The sequence below is a fragment of the Luteibacter sp. 621 genome (assembly GCF_050435445.1).
Classification (GTDB): Bacteria; Pseudomonadota; Gammaproteobacteria; order Xanthomonadales; family Rhodanobacteraceae; genus Luteibacter.
Genome location: NZ_JBNDKI010000016.1, coordinates 75,755 through 100,705 on the forward strand (window position 1 = coordinate 75,755; position 24,951 = coordinate 100,705).

13 protein-coding genes are annotated in these 24,951 nt (G+C 65.7%); 12 read left to right on the forward strand and 1 reads right to left on the reverse strand.

Annotated elements, in window-relative coordinates:
• Positions 1–6 precede the first annotated feature (6 nt).
• The 12 genes from lysS to treY all read left to right on the forward strand — a co-directional run bounded on the left by lysS (position 7) and on the right by treY (position 24,488).
• Positions 7–1,536, forward strand: a complete 1,530-nt coding sequence (gene lysS, locus ABIE56_RS16310; protein WP_429244845.1) for a lysine--tRNA ligase — start codon at positions 7–9, stop codon at positions 1,534–1,536.
• Positions 1,537–1,540: 4 nt separating this feature from the next.
• Positions 1,541–1,840: a YciI family protein gene (locus ABIE56_RS16315; protein WP_429244846.1), complete on the forward strand. Its 300-nt coding sequence runs from the start codon at positions 1,541–1,543 to the stop codon at positions 1,838–1,840.
• Positions 1,841–1,857: 17 nt separating this feature from the next.
• On the forward strand, positions 1,858–2,100 hold the full coding sequence (locus ABIE56_RS16320) for a BolA family protein (protein ID WP_429244875.1): 243 nt from the start codon (positions 1,858–1,860) through the stop codon (positions 2,098–2,100).
• A 223-nt stretch (positions 2,101–2,323) separates the two neighbouring features.
• Entirely contained in the window at positions 2,324–5,824 is a 3,501-nt protein-coding gene (gene smc, locus ABIE56_RS16325; RefSeq protein ID WP_429244847.1) for a chromosome segregation protein SMC, read from the forward strand.
• A gap of 25 nt (positions 5,825–5,849) precedes the next feature.
• Positions 5,850–6,944 (forward strand): cell division protein ZipA, encoded by a 1,095-nt coding sequence (gene zipA / locus ABIE56_RS16330; RefSeq protein ID WP_429244848.1) that lies wholly within the window; start codon positions 5,850–5,852, stop codon positions 6,942–6,944.
• 227 nt (positions 6,945–7,171) lie between these two features.
• Entirely contained in the window at positions 7,172–10,432 is a 3,261-nt protein-coding gene (locus tag ABIE56_RS16335; RefSeq protein WP_429244849.1) for a maltotransferase domain-containing protein, read from the forward strand.
• Between the two features lie 3 nt (positions 10,433–10,435).
• Entirely contained in the window at positions 10,436–13,753 is a 3,318-nt protein-coding gene (gene treS, locus ABIE56_RS16340; protein ID WP_429244850.1) for a maltose alpha-D-glucosyltransferase, read from the forward strand.
• The gene (gene glgB / locus ABIE56_RS16345) at positions 13,750–15,936 is read left to right on the forward strand and encodes a 1,4-alpha-glucan branching protein GlgB (protein WP_429244851.1); all 2,187 of its coding nucleotides are present in this window, start codon (positions 13,750–13,752) and stop codon (positions 15,934–15,936) included. Before treS ends, glgB begins: the two co-directional genes overlap by 4 nt.
• 11 nt (positions 15,937–15,947) lie before the next feature.
• Entirely contained in the window at positions 15,948–18,056 is a 2,109-nt protein-coding gene (gene glgX, locus ABIE56_RS16350; RefSeq protein WP_429244852.1) for a glycogen debranching protein GlgX, read from the forward strand.
• The gene (treZ, locus tag ABIE56_RS16355) at positions 18,053–19,807 is read left to right on the forward strand and encodes a malto-oligosyltrehalose trehalohydrolase (protein ID WP_429244853.1); all 1,755 of its coding nucleotides are present in this window, start codon (positions 18,053–18,055) and stop codon (positions 19,805–19,807) included. Before glgX ends, treZ begins: the two co-directional genes overlap by 4 nt.
• 2 nt (positions 19,808–19,809) lie before the next feature.
• Positions 19,810–21,888 (forward strand): 4-alpha-glucanotransferase, encoded by a 2,079-nt coding sequence (malQ, locus tag ABIE56_RS16360; protein WP_429244854.1) that lies wholly within the window; start codon positions 19,810–19,812, stop codon positions 21,886–21,888.
• Positions 21,885–24,488: a malto-oligosyltrehalose synthase gene (treY, locus tag ABIE56_RS16365; protein WP_429244855.1), complete on the forward strand. Its 2,604-nt coding sequence runs from the start codon at positions 21,885–21,887 to the stop codon at positions 24,486–24,488. Before malQ ends, treY begins: the two co-directional genes overlap by 4 nt.
• A gap of 86 nt (positions 24,489–24,574) precedes the next feature.
• On the opposite strand, the gene ABIE56_RS16370 is transcribed toward treY, so the two are convergent.
• Positions 24,575–24,835, reverse strand: coding sequence for an acyl-CoA-binding protein (locus tag ABIE56_RS16370; RefSeq protein WP_429244856.1), 261 nt, complete (start codon positions 24,833–24,835; stop codon positions 24,575–24,577).
• Between the last annotated feature and the right edge of the window lie 116 nt (positions 24,836–24,951).

Below are 24,951 nucleotides of genomic sequence, written 5' to 3' on the forward strand. Positions count from 1 at the left end.
GAAGCCATGACTGACGAAACCCGCGACGACACCACCGGCACTTCCGACGAGAACCGACTGATTGCCGAGCGCCGCGAGAAACTGAAAGCGCTGCGCGCGCAGGGCATTGCCTACCCGAACGATTTCAAGGTCGATAGTTTCGCGGGCGACCTACAGGCCGAGTTCGAGGACAAGGACACCTGGACGGCCGAGGCGATTGAAGCAGCGCCGCGCCAGGTAGCCGTGGCCGGCCGCATCCTGCTCATGCGCGGGCAGGGCAAGGTCAGCTTCGTCACGCTTCAGGACGGCACCGGCCGCATCCAGCTGTTCGTACACCAGGGCACCGTGGGTGAAGAGGCATACAACGCGTTCAAGCGCTGGGACCTTGGTGACATCGTCGGCGCCACGGGCACCCTCATGCGCACCAAGACCGGCGAGCTCTCGGTCAAGGTGGAATCGATCCGTCTGCTGACCAAGTCGCTGCGTGGCCTTCCGGACAAGCACCACGGCATGGCCGACGTGGAGCAGCGCTACCGCCAGCGCTACGTCGACCTCATCGTGACCGAGGAAGCGCGCCGCACCTTCCAGCTTCGCTCGAAGATCGTCAGCCACATCCGCCGCTGGCTCGAGGCGGCGCCGCGCCGCTTCATGGAAGTCGAAACGCCGATGATGCACGTGATCCCGGGCGGTGCCACGGCACGCCCTTTCACCACGCACCACAACGCGCTCGATATCCCGCTGTTCCTGCGCGTGGCGCCGGAGCTTTACCTGAAGCGCCTCACCGTGGGCGGCTTCGACCGCGTGTACGAGATCAACCGCAATTTCCGTAACGAGGGCGTGTCCACCCGGCACAACCCCGAGTTCACCATGCTCGAGCTGTACCAGGCGTATGCCACGTACCACGAGATCATGGATATCACCGAGGGCCTGATCCGCTCGGCTGCCACCGATGTCATCGGTAACACAGTCATCGAGTGGGATGGCGCGAGCATCGACGTTGGCCCGGCGTTCCGCCGCTGGCGCATGGAAGATGCAGTGCTCGAGCTCAACCCGGAGATCAAGCCGGGCGACCTGCGCAACCGCGAAGCCATGGCGGCCCATGCGGTGCGCCTGGGTATCCAGGTCAAGCCGTCGTACGGCTGGGGCAAGCTGCTGCTCGAAATCTTCGAAGCCACGGTGGAACACACCCTGGTGCAGCCCACCTTCATCACCGATCACCCGGTGGAAGTCTCGCCGCTCGCCCGCGAGAGCGATACCGACAAGGGCATCACCGATCGCTTCGAGCTGTTCATCAACGGCAAGGAAATTGCCAACGGCTTCTCCGAGCTCAACGACTCGGAAGACCAGGCCGCGCGCTTCCAGGCCCAGGTGGATGCGAAGGATGCCGGCGATGACGAGGCCATGCACTACGACGCCGACTACATTCGTGCGCTCGAAGTGGGCCTGCCGCCCACCGGTGGCCTCGGTGTCGGTATCGATCGCCTGGTGATGCTGCTCACCGGTTCGTCGTCTATCCGCGACGTGCTGCTGTTCCCGACCATGCGCCCCGAGGCCTGATCCCATGTTCTACGCCATCACTGGTATCGATCACCCGAATTCCCTGGCTAACCGCCTTTCGGTGCGCCCGGCCCACGTGGCCCGCCTTTCCGCGCTAAAGGAAGAAGGCCGCCTGAAGCTGGCCGGCCCGTTCCCGGCCATCGATTCGGAGGATCCGGGCGAGGCCGGCTTCACCGGTAGCCTGATCGTGGCCGAGTTCGAAAGCCTCGAGGCCGCCCAGGCCTGGGCCGAGGCCGACCCGTACATTGCGGCCGGCGTCTATAAGGAAGTGACGGTTCGCCCCTTCAAAGTGGTCCTGCCGTGACCGCGGAGAAAGTCGCGATGATCCGCCAGCGCCTGACCGAGGCGCTGGCCCCGGTCGAGCTGGATGTGATCGACGAGGGCCACAAGCACGCCGGCCATTCGGGCGAGGGCAAGGGCCATTTCTTTGCCCGTATCGTCAGCCCGGCGTTCGCCGGCAAAAACCCCATCCAGCGCCATCGCCTGGTCTACCAGGCCCTGGGCGATATGATGCCCGATAGCATCCACGCCCTTTCGATCGACGCCAAGGCTCCCGGGGAATAAGGCCGAACCACGGTCTTCCGGCCCCCTGCGGGGCCCTGTAGGAGCTCGCTTGCGCGCGATCACACCGGCCGCAGTCCGTGTCGCGTGCAAGCACGCTCCTACAATCAGTCAGTTACGCTATTATCCTCGCGTAATTTCGCGTATTGCGCCAGGGTAACCCCTTTGGCAAAGTGATCGATCAGCCAAGGGGTGGCTGAAAGCCCGCGTCCCAACGGAACCAAACATGCGTCTGACCACGATCAAGCTGGCGGGGTTTAAGTCCTTCGTGGACCCCACCACGCTGCACCTGCCCACCAACATGACCGGCGTCGTCGGTCCGAATGGCTGTGGCAAGTCGAACATCATCGACGCCATCCGTTGGGTCATGGGTGAATCCGCGGCCAGTCGCCTGCGTGGCGACTCGCTTACGGACGTCATCTTCTCCGGCTCCAGCGCCCGCAAGCCCGTGGGCCAGGCGGCGGTCGAACTCATCTTCGATAACGCTGACGGCACCATACAGGGCGAATACGCCAGCTTCGCCGAGATCTCGGTGAAGCGCGTGGTCAGCCGCGATGGCCAGTCGTCGTATTACCTCAATGGCGCGCGCTGCCGCCGCCGCGATATCACCGACCTGTTCCTCGGCACTGGCCTGGGCCCGCGTTCCTACTCGATTATCGAGCAGGGCATGATCAGCCAGATCATCGAAGCGGCGCCGGAAGAACTGCGCACCCACCTGGAGGAAGCCGCCGGCATCTCCAAGTACAAGGAGCGCCGCAAGGAAACCGAAAGCCGCATCAAGTCCACCCGCGAGAACCTCGACCGCGTGCGCGACGTGCGGGATGAGGTCGAGAAGCAGCTGGATCACCTGAACCGCCAGGCTCGCGCCGCCGAACGCTGGAAGGCCTTCAAGGAAGAGCAGACCCGCCGCGAAGCCGAGCTGCGCGCGCTCGAGTACCGCACGCTCGACCGTCAGCGCCAGGGCGAAGGTTCGGGCCTGCGCGAGTACGAAATCGAAATTGAAAAGCACACCGCCACCCAGCGCCAGGTCGAGGCGCAGATGGAGACGGTGCGCGAACGCCACCAGGGCGCCAGCGAGCACCTGAACCAGGTGCAGGCCGAGGTCTATAAGGTCGGCGCCGAGATCGCCCGTGTTGAACAGCAGGTGCGGCACAACCGCGATCTTGCAGAGCGGCTGACCCGCTCGAAGGCGGAAACGGATCGCGAGCTCGGTGAACTGCAGGGCCATATCGACGCTGACCGTGAGCAGGTGGAAACCCTGCGCATGGCGCTGGCCGAGGGCGAGCCCAAGCTGGAATCGTTGCAGCAGATCCAGGATGACACCGGCGAAGCGCAGCGCAGCACCGAATCACGACTGGCCGATTGGCAGCAGCGCTGGGATACCCACACCCGCGGCGCGTCGGAATCCACCCGCGCGGCGGAAGTGGAGCGCACCAAGCTGGCCTACCTCGATCGCCAGGCCGTGGACTTTTCGCGCCGGCGCGAAGCCCTCGAGGCCGAGCAGAAGGCGACTGACGTGGCCGCACTGGATGCGGCGGCGGAGCAGCTCGATACTGAACACGATACGCAGCGTGAGCGCGTGGAACAGCTGGGTGGCGTGCTCGACCAGCACAAGGTGGCCTACGAGCGCGTGCTCGATGACGAGCGCCAGGTGCAGTCGGCACTGAACGATGCCCGCCAGCAGTTGCAGACCGCACGCGGCCGCCAGGCCTCGCTGGAGGCCTTGCAGACCGCCGCGCTGGGCCAGGAAGAATCGGCCGCCACTGGCTGGCTTAAGCGCCTTGGCCTGGCCGATGCGCGCCGGCTGGGCGAATCGCTGCAGGTGGATGCGGGATACGAATCCGCCGTGGAAACCGTGCTCGCAGGCGTGCTCGATGGCGTGCTGGTTGACTCGCCGTCGGCGCTTGCGCCTGAATTCAACGCACTTGGCGAAGCCGATGTAGCGCTTTTCGCCAGCGAGAAGGGTGGCCCGGGTGCCGCCGGTACCCTGGCCGGCCATGTTCGCGGTCCGGCCGCGGCGGTAGCGCTGCTCTCGAATGTGTTTGTCGCCGATTCGGTCGACGCGGCCGTGGCCCGCGCGGCCTCGCTTGCCGCCGGCCAGTCGGTGATCACCCGCGATGGCGCGTGGATGGGCCCGGGCTGGACCCGCGTGCTGCGTGCACAGGGCAACCAGGTGGGCGTGCTCGCCCGCGAGCGCGATATCCGCCAGCTGGCCGAACAGATTGAAAGCCTCGAAGCGACGATCGAGGAACGTACCGAGCAGCTTGAAGACCTGCGCACGCGCAAGTTCGAGACCGAACGCCAGCGCGATGACGCCCAGCGTGATCTTTATGCAGCGCACCGCCGCCTTTCCGAGCTCGCCGGCCAGTTGCAAAGCCATCGCGGCAAGATGGAAACCGCGCGCGCGCGTGCCGAAAAGGTCGGCGGCGAGATCAGCACGCTGGTCGAGCAGCTCGATGAGCTGCAGGGCCAGACCCGCGAAGCGCGTGCACGCCTGGATGAAGCCGTGGGCCACATGGGTGACCGCGAAGACGAGCGCCGCGGCCTGGAAAACGAGCGCCGCGAACTGCTCGAGGCGCGTGAAGAAGCCCGCATGAACGCCCGCGAGGCCGCCGACCAGGCGCACCAGCTGGCGCTCAGCATGGAATCCAAGCGCGCTGCGCTCACCTCGCTGGAGCAGGCGCTTGCGCGCCTGGATACCCAGCTGCGCCAGGTGACGATGCGCCGCGAGGAAATCGATGAACAGCTTGCGGCTGGCAGCGACCCCATCGCCGAGCTGGAGTCCGAGCGCCAGACCTATCTCGACCAGCGCCTGCTGGTGGACAAGCAGCTGGTTGATGCCCGCCGCGCGCTGGAAGATTGCGACGCGGAGTTCCGCCGCCTGGAACAGGAACGCCAGCGCGTGGAGCACGTGCTCAGCCAGGTGCGTGAGAACGTGGCCGAAAAGCGCCTTGCCGCCCAGGCATTGCAGCTACGCGCCGAACAGCTCGCCCAGGCCATTACCGCATCGGGCCTTGAGCTTGAGCCGCTGTTGGCCGAACTGGCCGAGGATGCCGAGCCTTCGCAGTGGCAGTCGCAGCTGGCCGACCTGGCGCAGAAGATCGCCCGCCTGGAGCCGGTGAACCTTGCCGCGATCCAGGAGCACGCCGAGCAATCGCAGCGCAAGGAATACCTGGATTCGCAGCTCACCGACCTGACCAGCGCCATGGAGACGCTGGAAGGCGCGATCAAGAAGATCGATCGCGAGACGCGCCAGCGCTTCAAGGAAACCTTCGATCGCGTGAACGCCGGTGTGCAGGAACTGTTCCCGCGCCTGTTCGGTGGTGGCCATGCCTACCTCGAACTGACGGGTGAAGATCTGCTCGATACCGGCGTCGCCATCATGGCCCGCCCGCCGGGCAAGCGCGTGTCGAACATCACGCTGCTCTCCGGTGGTGAGAAGGCCCTCACGGCCGTCTCACTCGTTTTCGCTATCTTCGGCCTTAACCCCGCGCCGTTCTGCCTGCTCGATGAGGTGGACGCACCGCTGGATGAAGCCAACGTGGGCCGCTTCTCGGCGATGGTCCGCGAAATGAGCGAGAAGGTGCAATTTATCTTCGTCAGCCACAACAAGGCCACGATGGAGGCCGCGCACCAGCTGTGCGGCGTTACCATGCGCGAGCCGGGCGTGTCGCGCCTTGTCCAGGTCGACCTGGCCGAAGCGTCCAAGCTCGCCGGCGTCGCCTGAGCACTACCAAAGGAACTACCGCCCCATGAATCCCGCCATCGGCCTCGCCTGGAACCCTGCCGTCGGCATCCCGATGCTTTTCGTAGGCATCGTCGTGCTCGTGCTGATCTGGCTTTTCGGCCAGCCGCGCAAGGAGCAGGGCCGGCGCAAGCCGGTGCCGGAGCAGCCCGAGCAGCGCCGCGAGCGGCGCGAACCGGTATTCGGCGGCGAGGAGCCCATGGCAGGTGACGAACTGTCGTTCAGCGCCCGCGATAACGATCACTTCGATGATCGCTTCGAGGCGCGCGATGAACTGGCCGAATCGCGCGACGATGACGCCAACGACCCGCTGTTCCGCCCTTCGCCCAAGCAGGGCGAGCTCGATGTGGATCTGCGCGCGGAACTGGAGCGCCTGGGCGCATCGCTTGCGGGCGAGCGCAAGCAGGCCGCTCATGATGAGGCCGAGCCAGCGCCCGCGCCTGCGTCGTCGCCACGCCCGGCGCAGCGTACCGAACCGCGTATCGACCTGGATCTACCGTTTGATCTGGATGAGCCTGCCGTGCCGCGCGCAACGGCCGCCGCGCCCACGCCGCCGCAGGCCCCCGCACCCGCACCTGCGCCCGCACCCAAGCCGCAACCGCAGCCGGCCCGGACGCCGCCGCGTTCCGACCTTGGCCGTCGTCCGGGCAATGCACCGGTGGAACGCATCGTCAGCCTGTACGTGGTTTCCCGCGAAGGCCAGCGTTTCCAGGGCTCTGATCTCGTCGTGGCCGCCGAGAAGGCCGGCCTCGAATTCGGCGATATGGGTATCTACCACCGCCTTGTGGATGGGCACCCGGAGAAGGGCCCGATCTTCAGCGTGGCCAACCTGGTGAAGCCGGGCAACTTCGACATGGCGCGCATCGCCACGTTGCAGACCCCGGGCCTCTCGTTCTTCATGGCCCTGCCGGGCCCCGTCGCTGCGCTGGATGCATGGGATGCCATGTTGCCCACGGCGCAGCGCCTTGCCGAACTCCTCGATGGCCTCGTGCTCGATGAAGAGCGCAATGCCCTGGGTCGCCAGCGCATCGCCCACATCCGCGATGAACTGCGTGGCTGGGACCGCGGCCACGAAGGCGAAGAAATAAAGTTCGGCCAATAGCCCCGATCCGTGTAGGAGCGCGCTCGCGCGCGATTGGGGGGCATGCCCCTCACCAACGCCAGGGCCCGAGGCGCCACGCGCCCCGTCTTGGTGCATTCACGAAATAGCAACACCCATCTGCGCCAATGTGATTGCTTCGCGTGCCCGGGTCATTGGCACGATGCACACATCCGGCCCGGCATGCTTGTGTCCAACCCCCTTGGGAACACGAGGCAATGTCGGCAAGCATGCGTGCGCCTTTCTGCATTTATTACCTGCATCCGCTGATCGCCGGCCCGATGACGGGGTGGAATGCGTGGATTGAGCACGCTGCCGGGCTCGGCTTCCGGCAATTGCTCATCGCGCCGCCTTTCGAAACGTCACCCGCCGGTGATGTGTTTGTCACACGGGATTTCGATCGACTGAACCCTGCGCTTGCCGCCGATGGCGATGCGAGCACGCGCATCGAACAGCTCGCAAAAGCCTGCCGGGCGCGCAACCTGGAGCTGTGGCTCGATCTGCCGCTCGATGAGCTGGCCTCTGATGCACCCGTGCGCCAGGAAAACCCCGGTTGGTTTCGCGCTGTTGCCACCGAACACGGCACCCCCGATCCGCGCTGGACGCCGAGCGAAAGCGACAGTGCGCGTTGGCGCCTGAATGACCCCGACGTGGCACAGGCCGCGACACAATGGTGGGTAGAGCGCTTGCGGCGCTGGGCTAAAGCCGGGGTGCTTGGCTTTCGCCTGATGCACCCACAGCGCCTGGGTGCCGCGCGGTGGAAGGCATTGATTGACGCTGTACATGCCGAATCACCCGGGGTCGGCTTTGTCGCCTGGACCCCAGGCAGCACGCCGGATGAACTGGCGGCGCTGGTGGGTTCAGGCTTCGACGCGGTCGTGAATTCCGCCGCCTGGTGGGATTTCAAAGCGCACTGGTTCGCCGACGAAGCCACGCGGCTTCAGGCCATTGCGCCCGCGCTGGCGTGCACCGAAGCGCCGTTCGCCACGCGCCTGGGCGATGAATTGGGTGAAGAGAACCAGCTCGATCACGCTTACCGTCGCGCCATCGCGTTCGCGGCCACGGCACCCGCGGGCTGGCTCATGCCGATGGGTTTCGAGTTCGCCGTGCACGATGCGCTCGATCCGCGGCGTGGCAAGCCCCTGTTGCCGAAGGATCTTGCGAGCAGCGCGGCCGCGAACCTGACCGACACGGTGAAGGCCGCCAATAAGGCAGTCGGCGAAGAAGTCCCTGGCACACCGCTCGTCAGTGCCCACGGCGGCATAGCGACCTTCCTCACGGTGGAGGGTGCCGATCCGCGTACGGCTGCCCACGCCACGCTGACGATCGTCAACGCCTCGCTCGATCGCGAATCACTCATCACGGCCAGCGATGCGCTCGCTGGTGCGGCAAGCCACTTCTCGCCCTGGGCTACGCCCGATGGGCGCAAGGTATTCGACCAGGGAGATAGCGTGGTTCTCGAACCCGGTGCGGTACTCACCTTGTCCGGCACGCCCGGGCAGCCCGCGAAACGCAAGCTCGGCGCCACGGCACAGAAGGAGGCCATCAACGCCGCGACGAGGGCGCCGCGCGTTGCGATTGAAAGCGTCCAGCCTGCGGTCGATGGCGGACTGTTTCCCGCCAAGCGCATCGTGGGCCAGCCGGTCACGGTGACAGCCGATATTTTTGTCGACGGGCACGAAGTGCTTGCCGCGCGGCTGCGCTACCGCGCGCAAGACGAGAAGGCATGGCGCGAAGTGGCCATGGCGCTGGACAACAACGACATCCACGCGGCGACGTTTACGCCGACACGCATTGGCCGCCACGAGTTCCAGCTTGAGGCCTGGCACGATCCCTACGGCAGCTACCACCACGAACTCGAGGTGAAGCACGCCGCGGGCGTCAACGTGGCCCTGGAGCTGGAGGAGGGTCGCCTGATCGTCGAGGCGCGCGCCAGGGACGCCTCGGGCCCGAAGGCCAAAGCCCTGCGCAGCCTTGCTGCTGCCGTGGCGAAGGCCGAAGGCGAAGAACGCGTCGAGCTGCTGCTGGCTGAGAGCACCGTCGAGCTGATGGCGGTGACCGATCCGCGCACGCGATCGACCACGACCCAGGCCTATGTCATCGAGGTCGATCGCCGCGAAGCCTTGTTCGCCAGCTGGTACGAACTTTTCCCGCGTTCGATGACCGGCGACAAGGCAAAGCACGGCACGTTCCGCAGCACGATCGATCGCTTGCCCGCCATCCGCGACATGGGCTTCGACGTGCTGTATTTCCCGCCGATCCACCCGATCGGCAAGGCGTTCCGCAAAGGACCGAACAACACGCTTACGCCAGGCCCGGATGATCCGGGCAGTCCGTACGCGATCGGTTCACCGGAGGGCGGCCACACGGCGATCCATCCGCAACTTGGCACGATCGAAGATTTCCGTGCGCTGCGTGATGCGGCGCAGGCACACGGACTGGAGCTGGCCCTGGATTTCGCCATCCAGTGCTCACCCGATCATCCGTGGTTGAAAGAACATCCGGAATGGTTCGACTGGCGCCCGGATGGCAGCATCAAATACGCGGAGAACCCGCCCAAAAAGTATCAGGACATCGTCAACGTCGATTTCTACAAGGATGGCGCCGTGCCATCACTGTGGCAGGCGTTGTGTGATGCGGTGCTGTTCTGGGCGGGGGAGGGCGTGCGTACCTTCCGCGTCGATAACCCGCACACCAAGCCGTTTCCGTTCTGGGAGTGGATGATCGCGCGGGTGCGGGCGAAATACCCGGATGCCTTGTTCCTCTCCGAAGCATTCACCCGGCCCAAGCCGATGTACCGGCTGGCGAAGGTGGGCTTCAGTCAGTCGTACACCTACTTCACCTGGCGTAACTCGAAGCAGGAGTTCATCGACTACCTGACCGAGCTGACCACCACGCCTCCGAAGGACTTCTTCCGGCCCAATTTCTTCGTCAACACGCCGGATATCAACCCATACTTCCTGCAGACCTCGGGGCGCCCGGGCTTCCTGATCCGCGCGGCGCTGGCCACGACGCTTTCGGGCCTGTGGGGCATGTATTCCGGCTTCGAGATCTGCGAATCCGCGCCCATGCCGGGCAAGGAGGAGTACCTGGATTCGGAGAAGTACGAAATCCGTATCCGCAACTTCGATGCGCCCGGCAACATCGTCGCCGAGATCACCCGGCTCAACCAGATTCGCCGTGCGCACCCTGCGCTGCAGTCCCACTTGGGCGTGCGCTTCCTGCCCGCCAACAACGACCAGGTGCTGTTCTTCGAAAAGCGCGCGGGCGATGACGTGGTGCTGGTAGCCATCAGCATGGACCCGCACAACGCCCAGGCCGCCGACCTGACCCTGCCACTTGGCGACTGGGGCTACGGCCCCGGCGATTCGCTCGATATCCACGACCTCCTGCATACCCAACCCATCGCCTGGCGCGGTCCGGTACAGCATGTGTGGCTCGGCCTCGGCCAGCCCTATGCGGTCTGGCATGTGCGGCTACCCGGAGTCTGATCCATGGCTACACGCGGCAAAGTGCACAAGCAAGCAAAGGCACCGGAGTTCTCGAAGGATCCGCTCTGGTACAAGGATGCGATCATCTACCAGGTGCACCTGAAGTCGTACTTCGACGCCAACGATGATGGCGTGGGCGATTTCCAGGGCCTGATCGAGAAGCTGGATTACATCGCGGACCTTGGCGTGAATACGCTGTGGCTGCTGCCGTTCTACCCCAGCCCGCGCCGGGATGATGGCTACGATATCGCCGAGTACAAGGCGGTGCATCAGGATTACGGCAAGCTCGGCGATGCGAAGCGCTTCATCACCGAAGCGCACAAGCGCGGGCTGCGGGTGATCACCGAGCTGGTCATCAACCATACGAGCGACCAGCATCCCTGGTTTCAGCGTGCGCGGCACGCGAAGAAGGGCTCGGCGGCGCGCAATTTCTATGTGTGGTCCGACACCGACCAGGCCTACGACGGCACGCGCATCATCTTCCTGGATACCGAGAAATCGAACTGGACCTGGGATCCGGTGGCGGGCCAATACTTCTGGCACCGCTTCTTTTCGCACCAACCCGATCTGAACTTCGATAACCCCGCCGTGCTCAAGGCGGTGATGGAAGTAATGCGCTTCTGGCTGGACATGGGCGTGGACGGCCTGCGCCTGGATGCCGTGCCGTACCTGATCGAGCGCGAGGGAACGAACAACGAGAACCTTCCCGAGACGCACCAGATCCTGAAACTGATGCGCGCGGAGATCGACCAGCACTATCCCGACCGCATGCTGCTGGCCGAGGCCAACCAGTGGCCGGAGGACACCCAGGATTACTTCGGCAAAGGCGATGAATGCCACATGGCGTTCCACTTTCCGCTGATGCCGCGCATGTACATGGCGATCGCGCGCGAAGATCGTTTCCCCATCACCGACATCATGCGGCAGACCCCGGCGATCCCGGAGAACTGCCAGTGGGCGATCTTCCTGCGTAACCACGACGAGCTCACGCTGGAGATGGTGACCGACAACGAGCGCGATTACCTGTGGCAGACCTATGCCGCGGATCGCCGCGCCCGTATCAACCTTGGCATCCGTCGCCGCCTGGCCCCGCTGCTCGAGCGTGACCGCCGCCGCATAGAGCTGATGAACTCGCTGCTGCTGACCATGCCAGGTACGCCGGTGCTGTACTACGGCGACGAGATCGGCATGGGTGACAACATCCACCTGGGCGATCGCGATGGCGTACGTACGCCTATGCAGTGGTCGGTGGACCGCAACGGGGGCTTCTCCCGTGCCGACCCCGCCAGCCTGGTGCTGCCGCCGATCATGGATCCGCTGTATGGCTTCCAGGCCATCAACGTGGAGGCACAGCAGCGCGACCCGCATTCGCTGCTGAACTGGACGCGGCGCATGCTTGCCGTGCGTAACCGTTACAAGGCGTTCGGCCGCGGCACGCTCAAGTTCCTTTACCCGGGTAACCGCAAGGTACTGGCGTACCTGCGCGAGTTTGGCGGTGAGCATGTGCTGTGCGTGGCGAATATGTCGCGCACGCTGCAGGCCGTGGAGCTCGACCTGGCCGCGTTCGATGGCCAGGTGCCGGTGGATATCGTCGGCGGCACATCGTTCCCGCCGGTGGGCCAGCTGCCGTACCTGCTTACCGTGCCGCCCTATGGCTTTTACGCGTTCCAGCTATGCCCGAATGCACAGATGCCTGAGTGGCACGACGTGCCGGCCGAGCCGCTGCCGGATTACGAAACGCTCGTGGTGCGCGGGGCACTTGTCGAAGGCCCGGTCATGGAGCATCACCGCGGCGTGATCGAGCGCCAGGTGCTGCCCGGCTACCTGGCGGTGCGCCGCTGGTTTGCCTCAAAGGACCGTGGCATCGAATCCGTGCACGTGCTTTACGCGGCGCCATGGCCCGATCGCGGCGACGACCTGATCCTGACCGAGGTGGAAGCCACGTTGGCCGATGGCGGCAAGGAGCGTTATAGCCTCCCGGTGGGTATCGCCTGGGAAGACGATAACCCGCATGCCCGTGTCCAGCAGCTCGCCCTGGCGCGCGTGCGCCGCGGCCGTCGGATTGGCCTGCTCACCGATGGCTTCGCGCTGCCGGAGTTTGCATCGGGCCTGTTGATCGGCCTGCGCAACGGTACCGAGATACCGGTCAACGGCGGCACGGTGCGCTTCGAGAAAACGCCCGTATTCGATACCGTCACGTTTGATTCGGAGATCGAAAGCCGCTGGCTTGCCGGCGAGCAATCGAATAGCTCCATGATCCTGCACGACGCCGGTGTGCTGAAGCTGTTCCGGCGCACGTCAGCGGGCATCAATCCCGAGGTGGAGATGGGCCGTTTCCTCACCGAACACGGCTACGCCAACACCTCGCCGTTGCTTGGTGAAGTCGTCCGCATCGGCGCTAGTGGCGAGCGGACCACGATCGCCGTGCTCCAGGGCTTCCTGCGCAACCAGGGTGATGCCTGGCGTTGGACGCTCGATTTCCTGCGCCGCAGCTACGACGAATACAGCCACTCGGCCGATGAAGAACGCAAGGCCGAGATCGAAGGCGGCTATGACGCATTTGCGGCTGCCGTGGGTACGCGCCTGGGCGAGCTGCATGCCCTGCTGGCGAAGCCCTCGGGTATTCCCGCGTTCGAGCCGGAGGAGGCAAGCGCGGCCGCGGCGAATGGCTGGCGTGATGCCGTGCGTGCCGAAGTGGGGCGCGCGCTGCTGGCCGTCGATAACGCGAGGGAGCTGGGTGACGACCTGCGCGCCGATGTGGAAGCGTTGCGTGGCCTTGCCGGTGCCCTTGAAGACCGCGTTGCGCGGCTGGCAAAGGCCGGCCCGGGCGCGGTGCTCACCCGCATGCACGGCGATTTCCATCTGGGCCAGATCCTGGTGGTGCAGGATGATGCCTACATCATCGACTTCGAAGGTGAGCCCGCTCGCTCGCTGGCCGAGCGGCGCAGCAAGGGTACGCCGTTGCGCGATGTCGCGGGCTTCCTGCGCTCGCTGGATTACGCGGCCGCCATGGCGCGGCGCGGCGAGGATGGGCTGGCCCCGGTCGAAGACCCCGGGTTTGGTGATTACCTTGCACGCTTCCGTGAGCGCGCCACGCTGGTGTTCCTGCAGGCCTACCGCGCGGTGCTCGATGCGGCGCCGGTGCGCTGGGTGAGCGCGGATGCGCTGGCGCCACTGATCGAACTGTTCGTGATCGAAAAGGCGGCCTACGAAGTGACCTACGAGGCGGCCAACCGTCCCGGCTGGCTGGATGTGCCGCTCCGCGGACTCCTGCACGCCGCCCAGGGCGATACCGCCCAGGAACTGGAGGAGGATACGTGATCGATCCGCGCACCCACGGCCTGGCCGACCGCGCCGCCATCGATGCCCTTGTCGATGGCCGCCACGGCGATCCTTTCGCGCTGCTCGGCCCGCACGCCGTGGATGGCCGGCGTAGTGTCCGCACGCTGCAACCGGGCGCGCTGGCCGTCGAGGCCATCGATGCGAACGGCCGTGTGCTGGCAGAACTGCACAAGGTGCACGACGGCGGCCTGTTCGCGGGATTCGTCGATGGCGATGGGGCGTATCGGCTGCGCGTGCGCTGGCCTGCAGCGGCGCACGATACCCATGATCCCTATGCCTTCGGGACGCTTCTCGGTGATGACGACCTGGGTCGCCTGTCCGATGGCTCTCACATAGAGCTGTTCCGCTGCCTGGGCGCGCATCCCACCACCATCCATGGCGTGCACGGCGTGCGCTTTGCCGTGTGGGCGCCGAACGCGCAGCGCGTAAGCGTGGTCGGTGATTTCAACAGCTGGGATGGACGCCGCCAGCCGATGCGCAAGCGTGTCCCGGCGGGAGTGTGGGAGCTGTTCGTACCCGGTTTGCTGCCCGGTGCTCGCTACAAATACGAGGTGTGGGGCGCGGATGGTTCACTCACCCAGCGCGCTGACCCTGTTGCCCTTGCGGCGGAGCTGCCGCCCGCCACGGCGTCGATCGTGGCGGACCCCGAGGCATTCCGCTGGACCGATGACGAGTGGTTGCGCAAGCGCGGCAACCTGCATCACGCGGGCTCGCCGATCTCGATCTACGAGCTCCATCCGGGTTCGTGGCTGCGCGGCAAGGACGGCGAGGAGCTGCACTGGGATGATATCGGCGAGCGCCTGATTCCTTACGTGGCCGGGATGGGTTTTTCCCACATCGAGCTACTGCCGATCTCCGAGCACCCGTTCGGCGGTTCGTGGGGCTACCAGCCGCTCGGTCAGTTCGCGCCCACGTCGCGCTTCGGCACGCCCGAGGCATTCGCGCGCTTTGTGGACCGCTGCCACGAGGCGGGCGTAGGCGTCATCGTCGACTGGGTGCCGGCGCATTTCCCGACGGATATCCACGGCCTGGCTCACTTCGACGGTACGCCGCTCTACGAGCATGCCGACCCACGCGAGGGCTACCACCAGGATTGGAACACACTGATCTTCAACCTCGGTCGCAACGAGGTTTCCGCGTTCCTCATTGCCAGCGCGCTGGCGTGGCTGGAGCGCTTCCACGTGGATGGGCTGCGCGTGGACGCGGTGGCTTCCATGCTGTATCGCGATTACTCGCGCAAGCATGGCGAATGGGTGCCCAACATCCATGGCGGCCGCGAGAACCTGGAATCCATCGCGTTCCTGCGCCGGGTTAACCAGCTGGTGACCGAGCGCCATCCCGATTGCATGACCATCGCCGAAGAATCCACGGCATGGCCGGGCGTGACCCGGCCGGTGGGCGAGGGCGGCCTGGGCTTCACGTTCAAATGGAACATGGGCTGGATGCACGACTCACTGGAGTACATGTCGCGCGACCCGATCCACCGCCGTTGGCACCACGGCGAAATGACCTTCAGCATGATCTACGCGTACTCCGAAAAGTACGTGCTGCCGCTGTCCCACGACGAGGTCGTGCACGGCAAGCGCTCACTGCTGGGGCGGATGCCGGGTGATGAGTGGCAGCGGTTCGCCAACCTGCGCGCCTACTACGGGTTCATGTGGGGGCACCCCGGGAAGAAGCTGTTGTTTACCGGCGGCGAGATCGCCCAGCCGCACGAGTGGAACCACGACGCCCAGATCGCCTGGGACTTGCTCGACGCGCCGCTGCACCTGGGTATGCAGAAGCTGGTCCGGGACCTCAATCGCTTCTTCGGCACCACACCGGCCATGCACGCATGGGATACCGACCCGCGCGGTTTTCGCTGGGTGATCGGCGATGACGCCGAGCAGAGCGTGTTTGCGTGGCTGCGCTTTGCCGAAAACGGCAGGCCGGTGTTGGTGATCAGCAACATGGTGCCGACCCCGCGGCACAGCTTCCGCATTGGCGTGCCCGAGGGCGGCCGCTGGCGCGAGGCGATCAATACGGATGCCGCCGAGTACGGTGGCTCCGGTGTCGGCAACGAGGGCGAACGTCACGCCCAGGATGTGCCTTCGCATGGGTTCGACCGTTCGCTGGTCGTAAGCCTGCCACCCCTGGCCACGTTGATGTTCGTGGCCGACTAGAGAGGAACGCGATGCCCACTTTTCCCGAACGCATGCAGTCCGGATCGCCGTATCCGCTTGGCGCCAACTGTGACGGCATGGGGACGAACTTCGCCGTGTTCTCGGCGCACGCCGAGCGCATCGAGCTATGCCTGTTCGATCCCTCTGGAAAGCGCGAAATCGCCCGCTACGACCTGCCCGAATGCACGGATGAAATCTGGCACGGGTACTTGCCCCGCGTCCGCGGCGGCACGCTGTATGGCTTTCGTGCCCATGGCCCTTACGCGCCCGAAGAGGGCCACCGTTTCAACCCGCATAAACTACTGCTGGACCCGTACGCCCGGTTGTTGCACGGCCAGGTGCGCTGGTCGGATGCATTGCACGGCTACCGGGTGTCTTCACCGCGCGCGGATCTGTCGTTCGATCGCCGTGACAGCGCCGCGGCCATGCCGAAGGCGGTGGTGGTCGATGAGCCCATGCACTGGACACAGGGCAACCGGCCGCATACGCCCTGGAATGAGACGGTGGTGTACGAGACCCACCTGAAGGGATTCACCCGCAACCTTAAGCGCATTCGCCAGCATGAGCGTGGCACGTTCATCGCGCTGGCCGATCCTTACGTCGTGGATTACCTGGTCAAGCTGGGCGTGACCGCGGTTGAGCTTCTTCCGGTGCACGCGTTCCTGCAGGATCGCCGCCTGACCGAGATGAAGCTGCGTAACTATTGGGGCTACAACACCCTGGCTTTTTTTGCCCCGGAACCGGCCTACCTGGCCGAGGGCGCCCTGAACGAGATCCGCGCCGCGGTGCAGGCGCTGCACGCCGCGGGTATCGAGGTGATCCTGGATGTGGTCTACAACCATACCTGCGAAGGCAGCGAGATGGGCACGACCATGTCGTTCCGCGGCCTGGACAACAAGAGTTACTACCGGCTGATGCCGGACAACCCGCGTTACTGCATCAACGATACCGGCACCGGTAACACCGTGAACACGGCACACCCCCGGGTGTTGCAGCTGGTGATGGATTCCCTGCGCTACTGGGTGAATACCTTCCACGTCGACGGGTTCCGTTTCGACCTTGGCGTGAGCCTTGGGCGCGAGGAAAACGGCTTCGACCCGAACTGTGGCCTGTTCGATGCCATGCGCCAGGATCCGGTGCTGGCCAACGTAAAGCTTATTTCCGAGCCGTGGGATATTGGCCCGGGCGGTTACCAGCTCGGCAACCACCCACCAGGGTTTGCCGAGTGGAACGGCAAGTTCCGCGATGACGTGCGCAAGTTCTGGAAGGGCGATTCCAACATGCGTGGCATCCTGGCCGGCCGCCTGCAGGCCTCCGGCGAGTTGTTCGATCACCAGCGCCGCAAACCCTGGGCATCGGTGAATTTCCTTACCGCGCACGATGGCTTCACGCTGGAAGACCTGGTCAGCTACAACGACAAGCACAACCTTGCCAACGGCGAGGACAACCGCGATGGCGGTAACGATAACGAGAGCTATAACCACGGCGTGGAGGGCCCGACCGAGGATCCGGCGATCCGCCAGGCGCGTGACCGGGTCAAGCGCGCCATGCTTGCTACCCTGTTCTTCTCCCACGGCACGCCCATGTTGCTGGGCGGCGACGAGTTCGGCCGCACCCAGGACGGCAACAACAACGCGTACTGCCAGGACAATGAGATCTCCTGGTACGACTGGAAGCTGGCCACGTCGGATCGCGGCAAGGAACTCACCGATTTCGTCGGCCGCCTGGTTCGCCTGCGCGAACAGCACCCGACCCTGCGCGCGGCGCACTTCCTGCGCGGCGACACCGATGTGCTACCCGGTATTCGCGAAGTGGCTTGGTTCGACGAAAGCGGCTCGGAGATGACCCAGGAGACCTGGGGCTACACCGAGGGCCGCCTGCTGGCCTTGCGTCGTGCCCAGGCCTATGGCGACAAGCGCGCAGATGTCACGCTCGTGATGATCAACGCGACGCCCGAGATGCACGTGTTCCACATCCCCCAGCCTGGTGTGGCATGGCGTCGCCGGTGCAATAGCGCAGAACCCGCGGCGCCTGAGGTCGCATGGAGCGAACCCACCATCGAGGTCGAAGGCCATAGTGTCGTATTGCTCGCCGCCACGGTGAGGGTGGAGCAGGCATGAGCGCACGTTTTGCCCACGCCATGCCGTATGGTGCGCGGCCGATGGGCGACGGCAACACGCGTTTCCGCTTGTGGGCACCCGACCTGGATTCCGTGGCGCTGGAATGCCAGGACGGCCACGTCGCGTCCATGCGGGCCCTGGATGACGGGTGGTTCGAGTGCATCTGCCCGCGCGGCGCGGGCTGCGCATACCGGTTCCGCCTGCGCGATGACCTTGCGGTGCCGGATCCGGCATCGCGGCGTCAGGTGGGCGGCGATGTTCACGGTTACAGCGTGGTGGTGGACCCGGCGGCGTACGAATGGCGGCACGTGGCATGGCAGGGCCGGCCGTGGCACGACACCGTGCTGTACGAGCTGCATGTGGGGGCGCTGGGCGGTTTCGCGGGCGTGGAGAAGGCGCTGCCCCAACTTGCCGAGCTGGGCATCACTGCCGTGGAGCTGATGCCGGTCGCCGAGTTCGCCGGGTCACGCAACTGGGGCTACGACGGTGTGCTGCCATACGCCCCCGCCGCGGCTTACGGCACGCCGGACGAGCTGAAGTCACTGGTCGATACGGCGCATGGGCTGGGGCTGATGGTGTTCCTTGATGTGGTCTACAACCACTTCGGTCCCGAAGGGAACTACCTGCACGCCTATGCCTCCGGGTTTTTCAATGATGAGGCCGATACGCCCTGGGGTTCGGCCATTGGCGTGTCGACGCCCCAGGTGGGCGACTTTTTCGTGCACAACGCGCTGTACTGGATCGAGGAGTACCAGGTCGACGGCCTGCGGTTCGATGCGGTGCATGCCATCGGCAACCCGGGCTGGCTCTCGTCCCTGGCGGCGCGGGTACGTGCCGCCGTAGGTAACCGCCGCCAGGTGCACCTGGTGCTGGAGAACGAGGCCAACCAGGCAAACCTGTTGGGACGGGGGCGCTTTGATGCGCAGTGGAACGACGATTTCCATAACGCGTTGCACGTGTTGCTTACGGGTGAGCATGAGGGTTACTACGCGCATTACACGGCGCCGATGGAAAAACTCCTGCGTAGCCTGCGCGAAGGCTTTGCGTTCCAGGGCGAGAAATTTGCCGGCCGCCGTCGCGGTGAACCCAGTAGCCACCTTGCGCCCGCGCGCTTCGTCAACTTCCTGCAGAACCACGACCAGGTGGGCAACCGCGCGTTCGGTGAGCGCCTGACGACGCTGGTGGCGCCGGAGGTGGTCGAGGCGGCCTTGGTACTGCTGCTTCTCGCACCGTTCGTGCCCATGCTGTTCATGGGCGAGGAGTGGGGTAGCCGCACACCGTTCCTGTTTTTCACCGACTTTCCGGACGAGACGTTGCGGGCTGCGGTGCGTGAGGGTCGGCGCAAGGAGTTCGCAGCGTTCACCCATTTCGGCGGCGACGCGATTCCCGACCCCAATGACCTGACTACGTTCGAGCGCTCGATACCTGCGCACGACAGCGAGCGGGCCGAGGTGCGCATGGCGCTCGTACGGCGACTTATCGCCCTGCGTGCCAGGCATGTGGCACCGCACATCGACACCGCCGCGAGCAAGGCGGCGGTTGCCCTGGGCGACAAGGCTCTCATGGCTTCGTGGTCGTTGGGTAACACGGGCACCCTGTCGCTCTTCATCAACCTGGGCGACACCGATGCGGCGGTGACCCAACCACCTTCCCCCGCGGCAGCCTGGCTGCATGGCGATGCCGCGGATATCGCTTCCCTTTCACGCGGGCTGCTCCCAGCACACCGCGCCCTTGCTTGCCTGGAGTCCTGACCGTGAACGCCCCCCTCGACGATCGCCTTGCACTGCTGGCCGAACAAGCAGGCGTTGATGTGCACTGGCGCGATGCGCTGGATCGTCCCCAATCGGTGCCTGCCGATACGTTGCGTGCGGTATTACGGGCGCTTGGGTTACCGGCCGATAACGCGGGCGATGTCGAGGAGAGCCTGCATCGGCTTGAGGAAGAGCGGGCTGGTAGCTTCCTGCCACGGCTGATCACCGCGGACGTGGGGACGGACATCCAGGTGGCCCCCGTGCCGCGCGGCCGCACGTGGAAGCTGCTGGGTGAGGGCGATGCAACGATCGGCGAAGGCGAGCTGGCCTCTGGCGATAGCCGTCTGCCGGCACCGCGTGAGCCCGGTTACTACACGCTGTTCCTCGACGATGCCGAAATTACCCTGGCCGTAGCACCGTCACGTGCCTTCGGCGTTGCCGATGTGAAAGGGCTGCACCGACCGTGGGGCACGGCCGTACAGGTATCCGGCCTGCGCCGCCCGGGCGATGGTGGGATTGGTGATTTCACCGCGCTCACCCTGTGTGCCAGGGCGGCGGCGGAGAAGGGCGCGGATGCGCTGGCGATCAGCCCCGTGCATGCCCTGTTCGCGGCGGCGCCGGAACGCTATAGCCCCTACGCGCCGTCGAGCCGCCTGTTCCTCAATGGGCTCTATGTGGATCCGGTGCAGACCAGCGGCGAGCAGACCGTGCGGGCGGTGATCGATACACACAACCTGCGCCAGGAACTTGCCGAGCTGGAGTGGCTGGAGCTCATCGACTGGCCGCGCGCCGCGCGTGCACGCATGACCATCCTGCGCTCGGTGTATGAATGGGCCTCGGTGGATTTCGCCCACTCGGAGCGGTTCGCCGCGTTCCGCCGCGAGCAGGGTGAAGCCCTCGAGCGCCACGCGCGCTTCGAGGCACTTCATGCTGACTTCACCGCGCATGGCCGCCCGGGCGGCTGGCAGGGCTGGCCTTCCGCTTTCCATGATCCCTCCAGCCCGGAGGTGGCTGCCTTCGCGCGCGAGCACTCGCGCGAGGTCGGCTTCCACGCGTGGCTGCAATGGCTTGCCGCACAGGGGCTTTCCGGTGCACAGAAGGCCGCGCGCGAGGCAGGCATGAAAATCGGTTTGATCGCCGATCTTGCGGTCGGGGCGGATTCCGGCGGCAGCCATGCATGGGCTCACCAGGCCGAGATGCTCCGGGGCCTTTCCGTCGGCGCACCACCCGATGCGCTGAACCGCCTTGGGCAGGACTGGGGCCTTACGACGTTCTCGCCTCGTGGCCTGCGCGATACAGGCTTCCGCGGCTTCATCGGCATGTTGCGTGCGGCCCTGGCGTATTCGGGCGGCGTACGTATCGACCACATTCTTGGGTTGAAACGCCTGTGGATGGTGCCGCACGGCGCCGGGGCCACCGAGGGCGCCTACGTGCGCTACCCACTCCAGGATCTGCTGCGCCTCATCGCGCTGGAAAGCCACCTGCACCGCGCCATCGTGATTGGTGAGGACCTTGGCACGGTGCCAGCGGATTTCCGCCAGGCGATCGGCGAGAAGTGCGTGCTGGGCATTCGCGTCCTCTGGTTTGAACGTGCGGCCGATGGCGGTTTCGTCTCGCCGCACGATTGGTCCGCCACGGCGATGGCGACGACCAGTACGCACGACGTGCCGACCGTCGCAGGGTGGTGGAGTGGCCGCGATATCGAGTGGCGCAAGAAGGCCGGGCTGGATGACCCTAACCTCGATGAAGTGGCCGAGCGCGAAGCCGACCGGCATCGGCTGTGGAGCGCCATGGTGGCGTCGGGCTCGGCATGGAACGAGGATGCGCCGCCCGCGGTAGACGATATCTCGCCGGTGGTTGTGGCGGCCGCAAAACATGTGGCACAGGCCCCTGCGCCGGTTGCCATCTTTCCCGTGGAGGATGTGCTCGGCCTGCATGAGCAGCCGAACCTGCCGGGGCCTACGGATGCGGTGCACCCCAACTGGCGGCGGCGCATGCCTGATTCGTCGTCGCGGTTGTTCGATGGGCCTATCGCTCATGCGGTGAGTGCGGCGATCGACCAGACCCGGAACCGTTCGTGAGCCCACCCCGCGCCCTGGCCAGGCTCCAGTTCCACGCGGGCTTTACGCTGGCTAATGCGGTAGGCGTGGTGGGCTACTACGCACGGATGGGTGCCAGCCACCTCTACGCATCCCCCATCCTGCGCGCCCGCCGGGGTTCCACCCACGGCTACGATGTGGTCGATTGCCACGAGGTGAACCCGGAGATCGGCGGCGAGGACGCCTTGCGCCGGCTGGTGGCGGCGCTACGCGAGCACGGCATGGGCCTCGTCGTGGATATCGTGCCTAACCACATGGGCATCGGCAGTGAGAACGCGTGGTGGATGGATGTGCTGCGCAACGGCCGCGAGAGCCGCTACGCCAGTTACTTCGATATCGACTGGCTTGCACCTGATCCGCTGGTACGCGGCCGTGTTCTGTTGCCCTTGCTCGGCGACGGATACGACGCCGTGCTGCGTGATGGCCATCTTCGCCTGGCGAAGCGTGGAGAGGCCTGGGTGTTGCGCCTGTATGATGACTACCTGCCGCTGTCGCCCGCCTCGGTGGCAACCCTCGGCGACGATGCATCGCGCACACACGATCCGAAGGATGACGAGGGCAGGGCGCGCCTGCACGGTTTGATCGAGAAGCAGCATTACCGCCTGGCCTTCTGGAAGCTCGCCAGCGACATGGTGAACTACCGCCGCTTTTTCGATATCAACGAACTGGCCGGCCTTCGCATCGAGCGCACGGCCGTGTTTGAAGATACGCACCGGACGATTTTCCGCCTGTACGCGGAAGGCCTCATTGATGGCGTGCGTTGTGATCATGTTGATGGCCTTGCCGACCCGCGCCGTTATTGCCGACAACTTCGCCATCGGCTGGAGCGGTTGCGTACGCAACGGCCGGCCGGCGCGCCGCGCGATGCGGCGTACCTGGTCGTGGAGAAGATCCTGGCCGAGGACGAAACATTGCGGCCGGACTGGCGCACGGACGGCACCACGGGCTATGAATTCATGGACCAGGTATCGGCCGTGCTGCACGATGAGCGCGGCGAAGCGCCCCTGACTGAGCTATGGCGCACGGTAACCGGGGATGCCTCGGATTTTGCCACGCAGGCGGTGCGCGCCCGCAGGCAGATCCTTGTCGACAGTTTTGAAGCCGAACTGGAGCGCACGGCGCGGGCGTTATTCGCCGCCGCGCGTGCCGATGTGGCGACGCGTGATGTATCCCAGGCGGCGATTCGCCGCGTGCTGATCGAGTTGCTCGTACATTTCCCGGTGTACCGCACGTACGCGGGCGGGGCAGGCCGCGATGCGTTCGATGAATCGGTGTTCGCGCGGGCCGTCGAGGGCGCATTGCGTACCTTGCGCCAGGAGGATGCCGAGCTGCTGCACCTCGTCGCGCGCTGGCTGGGTGGCGAGGCGCCGCGCGCGTTGCCGCCGGGGCCCGTGCGCCGCGCACGCGAGCGCGCCATGGCTGTCTTTCAGCAGGCGACATCGCCCGTCGCGGCGAAGGCCGTGGAAGATACGGCGGGCTACCGCTATGGGCGCCTGCTTTCGCGCAACGAAGTGGGCGTGGACGCGGCGCGCATGGCGATTCCACCTGAGGCATTTCACGCCCGCTGCGTTGAGCGGCACGCGGCGTTGCCGCACACCCTGCTGGCTACCGCGACACATGACCACAAGCGTGGCGAAGACCTGCGCGCAAGGCTGGCCGTTTTATCCGAAGTGGCCGAACGGTGGGTGATCACGGTGGAGCGGTGGCGAATGCGCCACACGGCGTTCCGCCAGCGGGCGGAGGGGCGCATGGCGCCGTCCGCATCCGACGAAGTCATGCTGTACCAGATGCTGGTCGGCGCGTGGCCTTTGGGCCTGGCGCCGGATGACGACGAGGGGCTTGAACTGTTCGCCACACGCGTAGCAGCGTGGCAGCGCAAGGCTTTGCGCGAGGCCAAGCGCTGGACCCGGTGGACCTCGCCAAACGAGCCGTATGAGGATGCGTGTGAGGATTTTCTGAGGGCCATGCTGTCGGGCGGGGCGGCGGAGGAACTGCACGCGTTCGCCGAATACATCGCCACGCCGGGCGCCGCCAATGGCCTGGCCCAGGCCGTGCTACGGCTGACCACCCCTGGCGTGCCCGATCTTTACCAGGGCACGGAGTACTGGGATTTCAGCCTGGTGGATCCGGATAACCGCCGGCCGGTGGATTTCCTGGCCCGCTCCGCTTCGCTGGAGCGGGAGTCCGCCCCGATCGATGCGATTTGCTCGTGGCGCGATGGCGCCCTGAAGCAATCGGTGATCGTGCGCCTGCTGTGTGCCCGCAAGGCGCATCCCGAGCTGTTCGCCCGGGGAACCTACCGGCCGCTGGAAGCCACGGGCCCCGCAGCCGACAAGGTACTGGCGTTCGTTCGCGAGCACCGCGGGCAGAAGCTGGTCGTCGCGGTGGGGCGCCACCTCGCGCCCTGGCTTGCCGGCAGTTCGGCACCGGCCATTCCAGCCGAGCGCTGGGAAGGCACATCCGTCGAACTGCCTGGCGGCAGGTGGACCAGCCTGCTGGGTGGGGAAAAGAGGGAAGGGGGCGTGGCCCCCGCGGCCGAGCTGTTTGGCGACCTGACCGTTGCCGCCTGGAAAACCATGTAGGAGCGCGCTTGCGCGCGATGGGTACTGGCCGTAAGCCCGAATCGCGCGTAAGCGCGCTCCTGCAGGGGCCGGAGTGCTCCCGCGGCTCAGCCGCCCAGGTCGCGCACCAGCTGGATGTAATCCTGCATGGCCTGCTGCCGCGGCGTGCCGCTCAGCTTGGCCCAGGCCTCGTACTTGGCGGTGCCCACAAAGTCGAAGAAGCCAGGCTTGTCGCCGTGTACGTCCCCCTCCGAGCCCTGCTTGTACAGAGCATAGATACGCAGGAGGGTGTCGTTATCCGGCCGGTGCCCGAGCCGGGTGATATCCAGCGACGCCTGTTCGAACTGGCTCTGAAGGTCGTCTGGCATGCGGGCGGGCTGGCGTGGTGCAGTAGGTTGGGGGCTTGTAGCACGCGTGTCGAAGCGTGTCCATTGGGCGGTGTCGGAACGCGGCACGCTGTATCATGCCGGTTTCGCGACCGAGG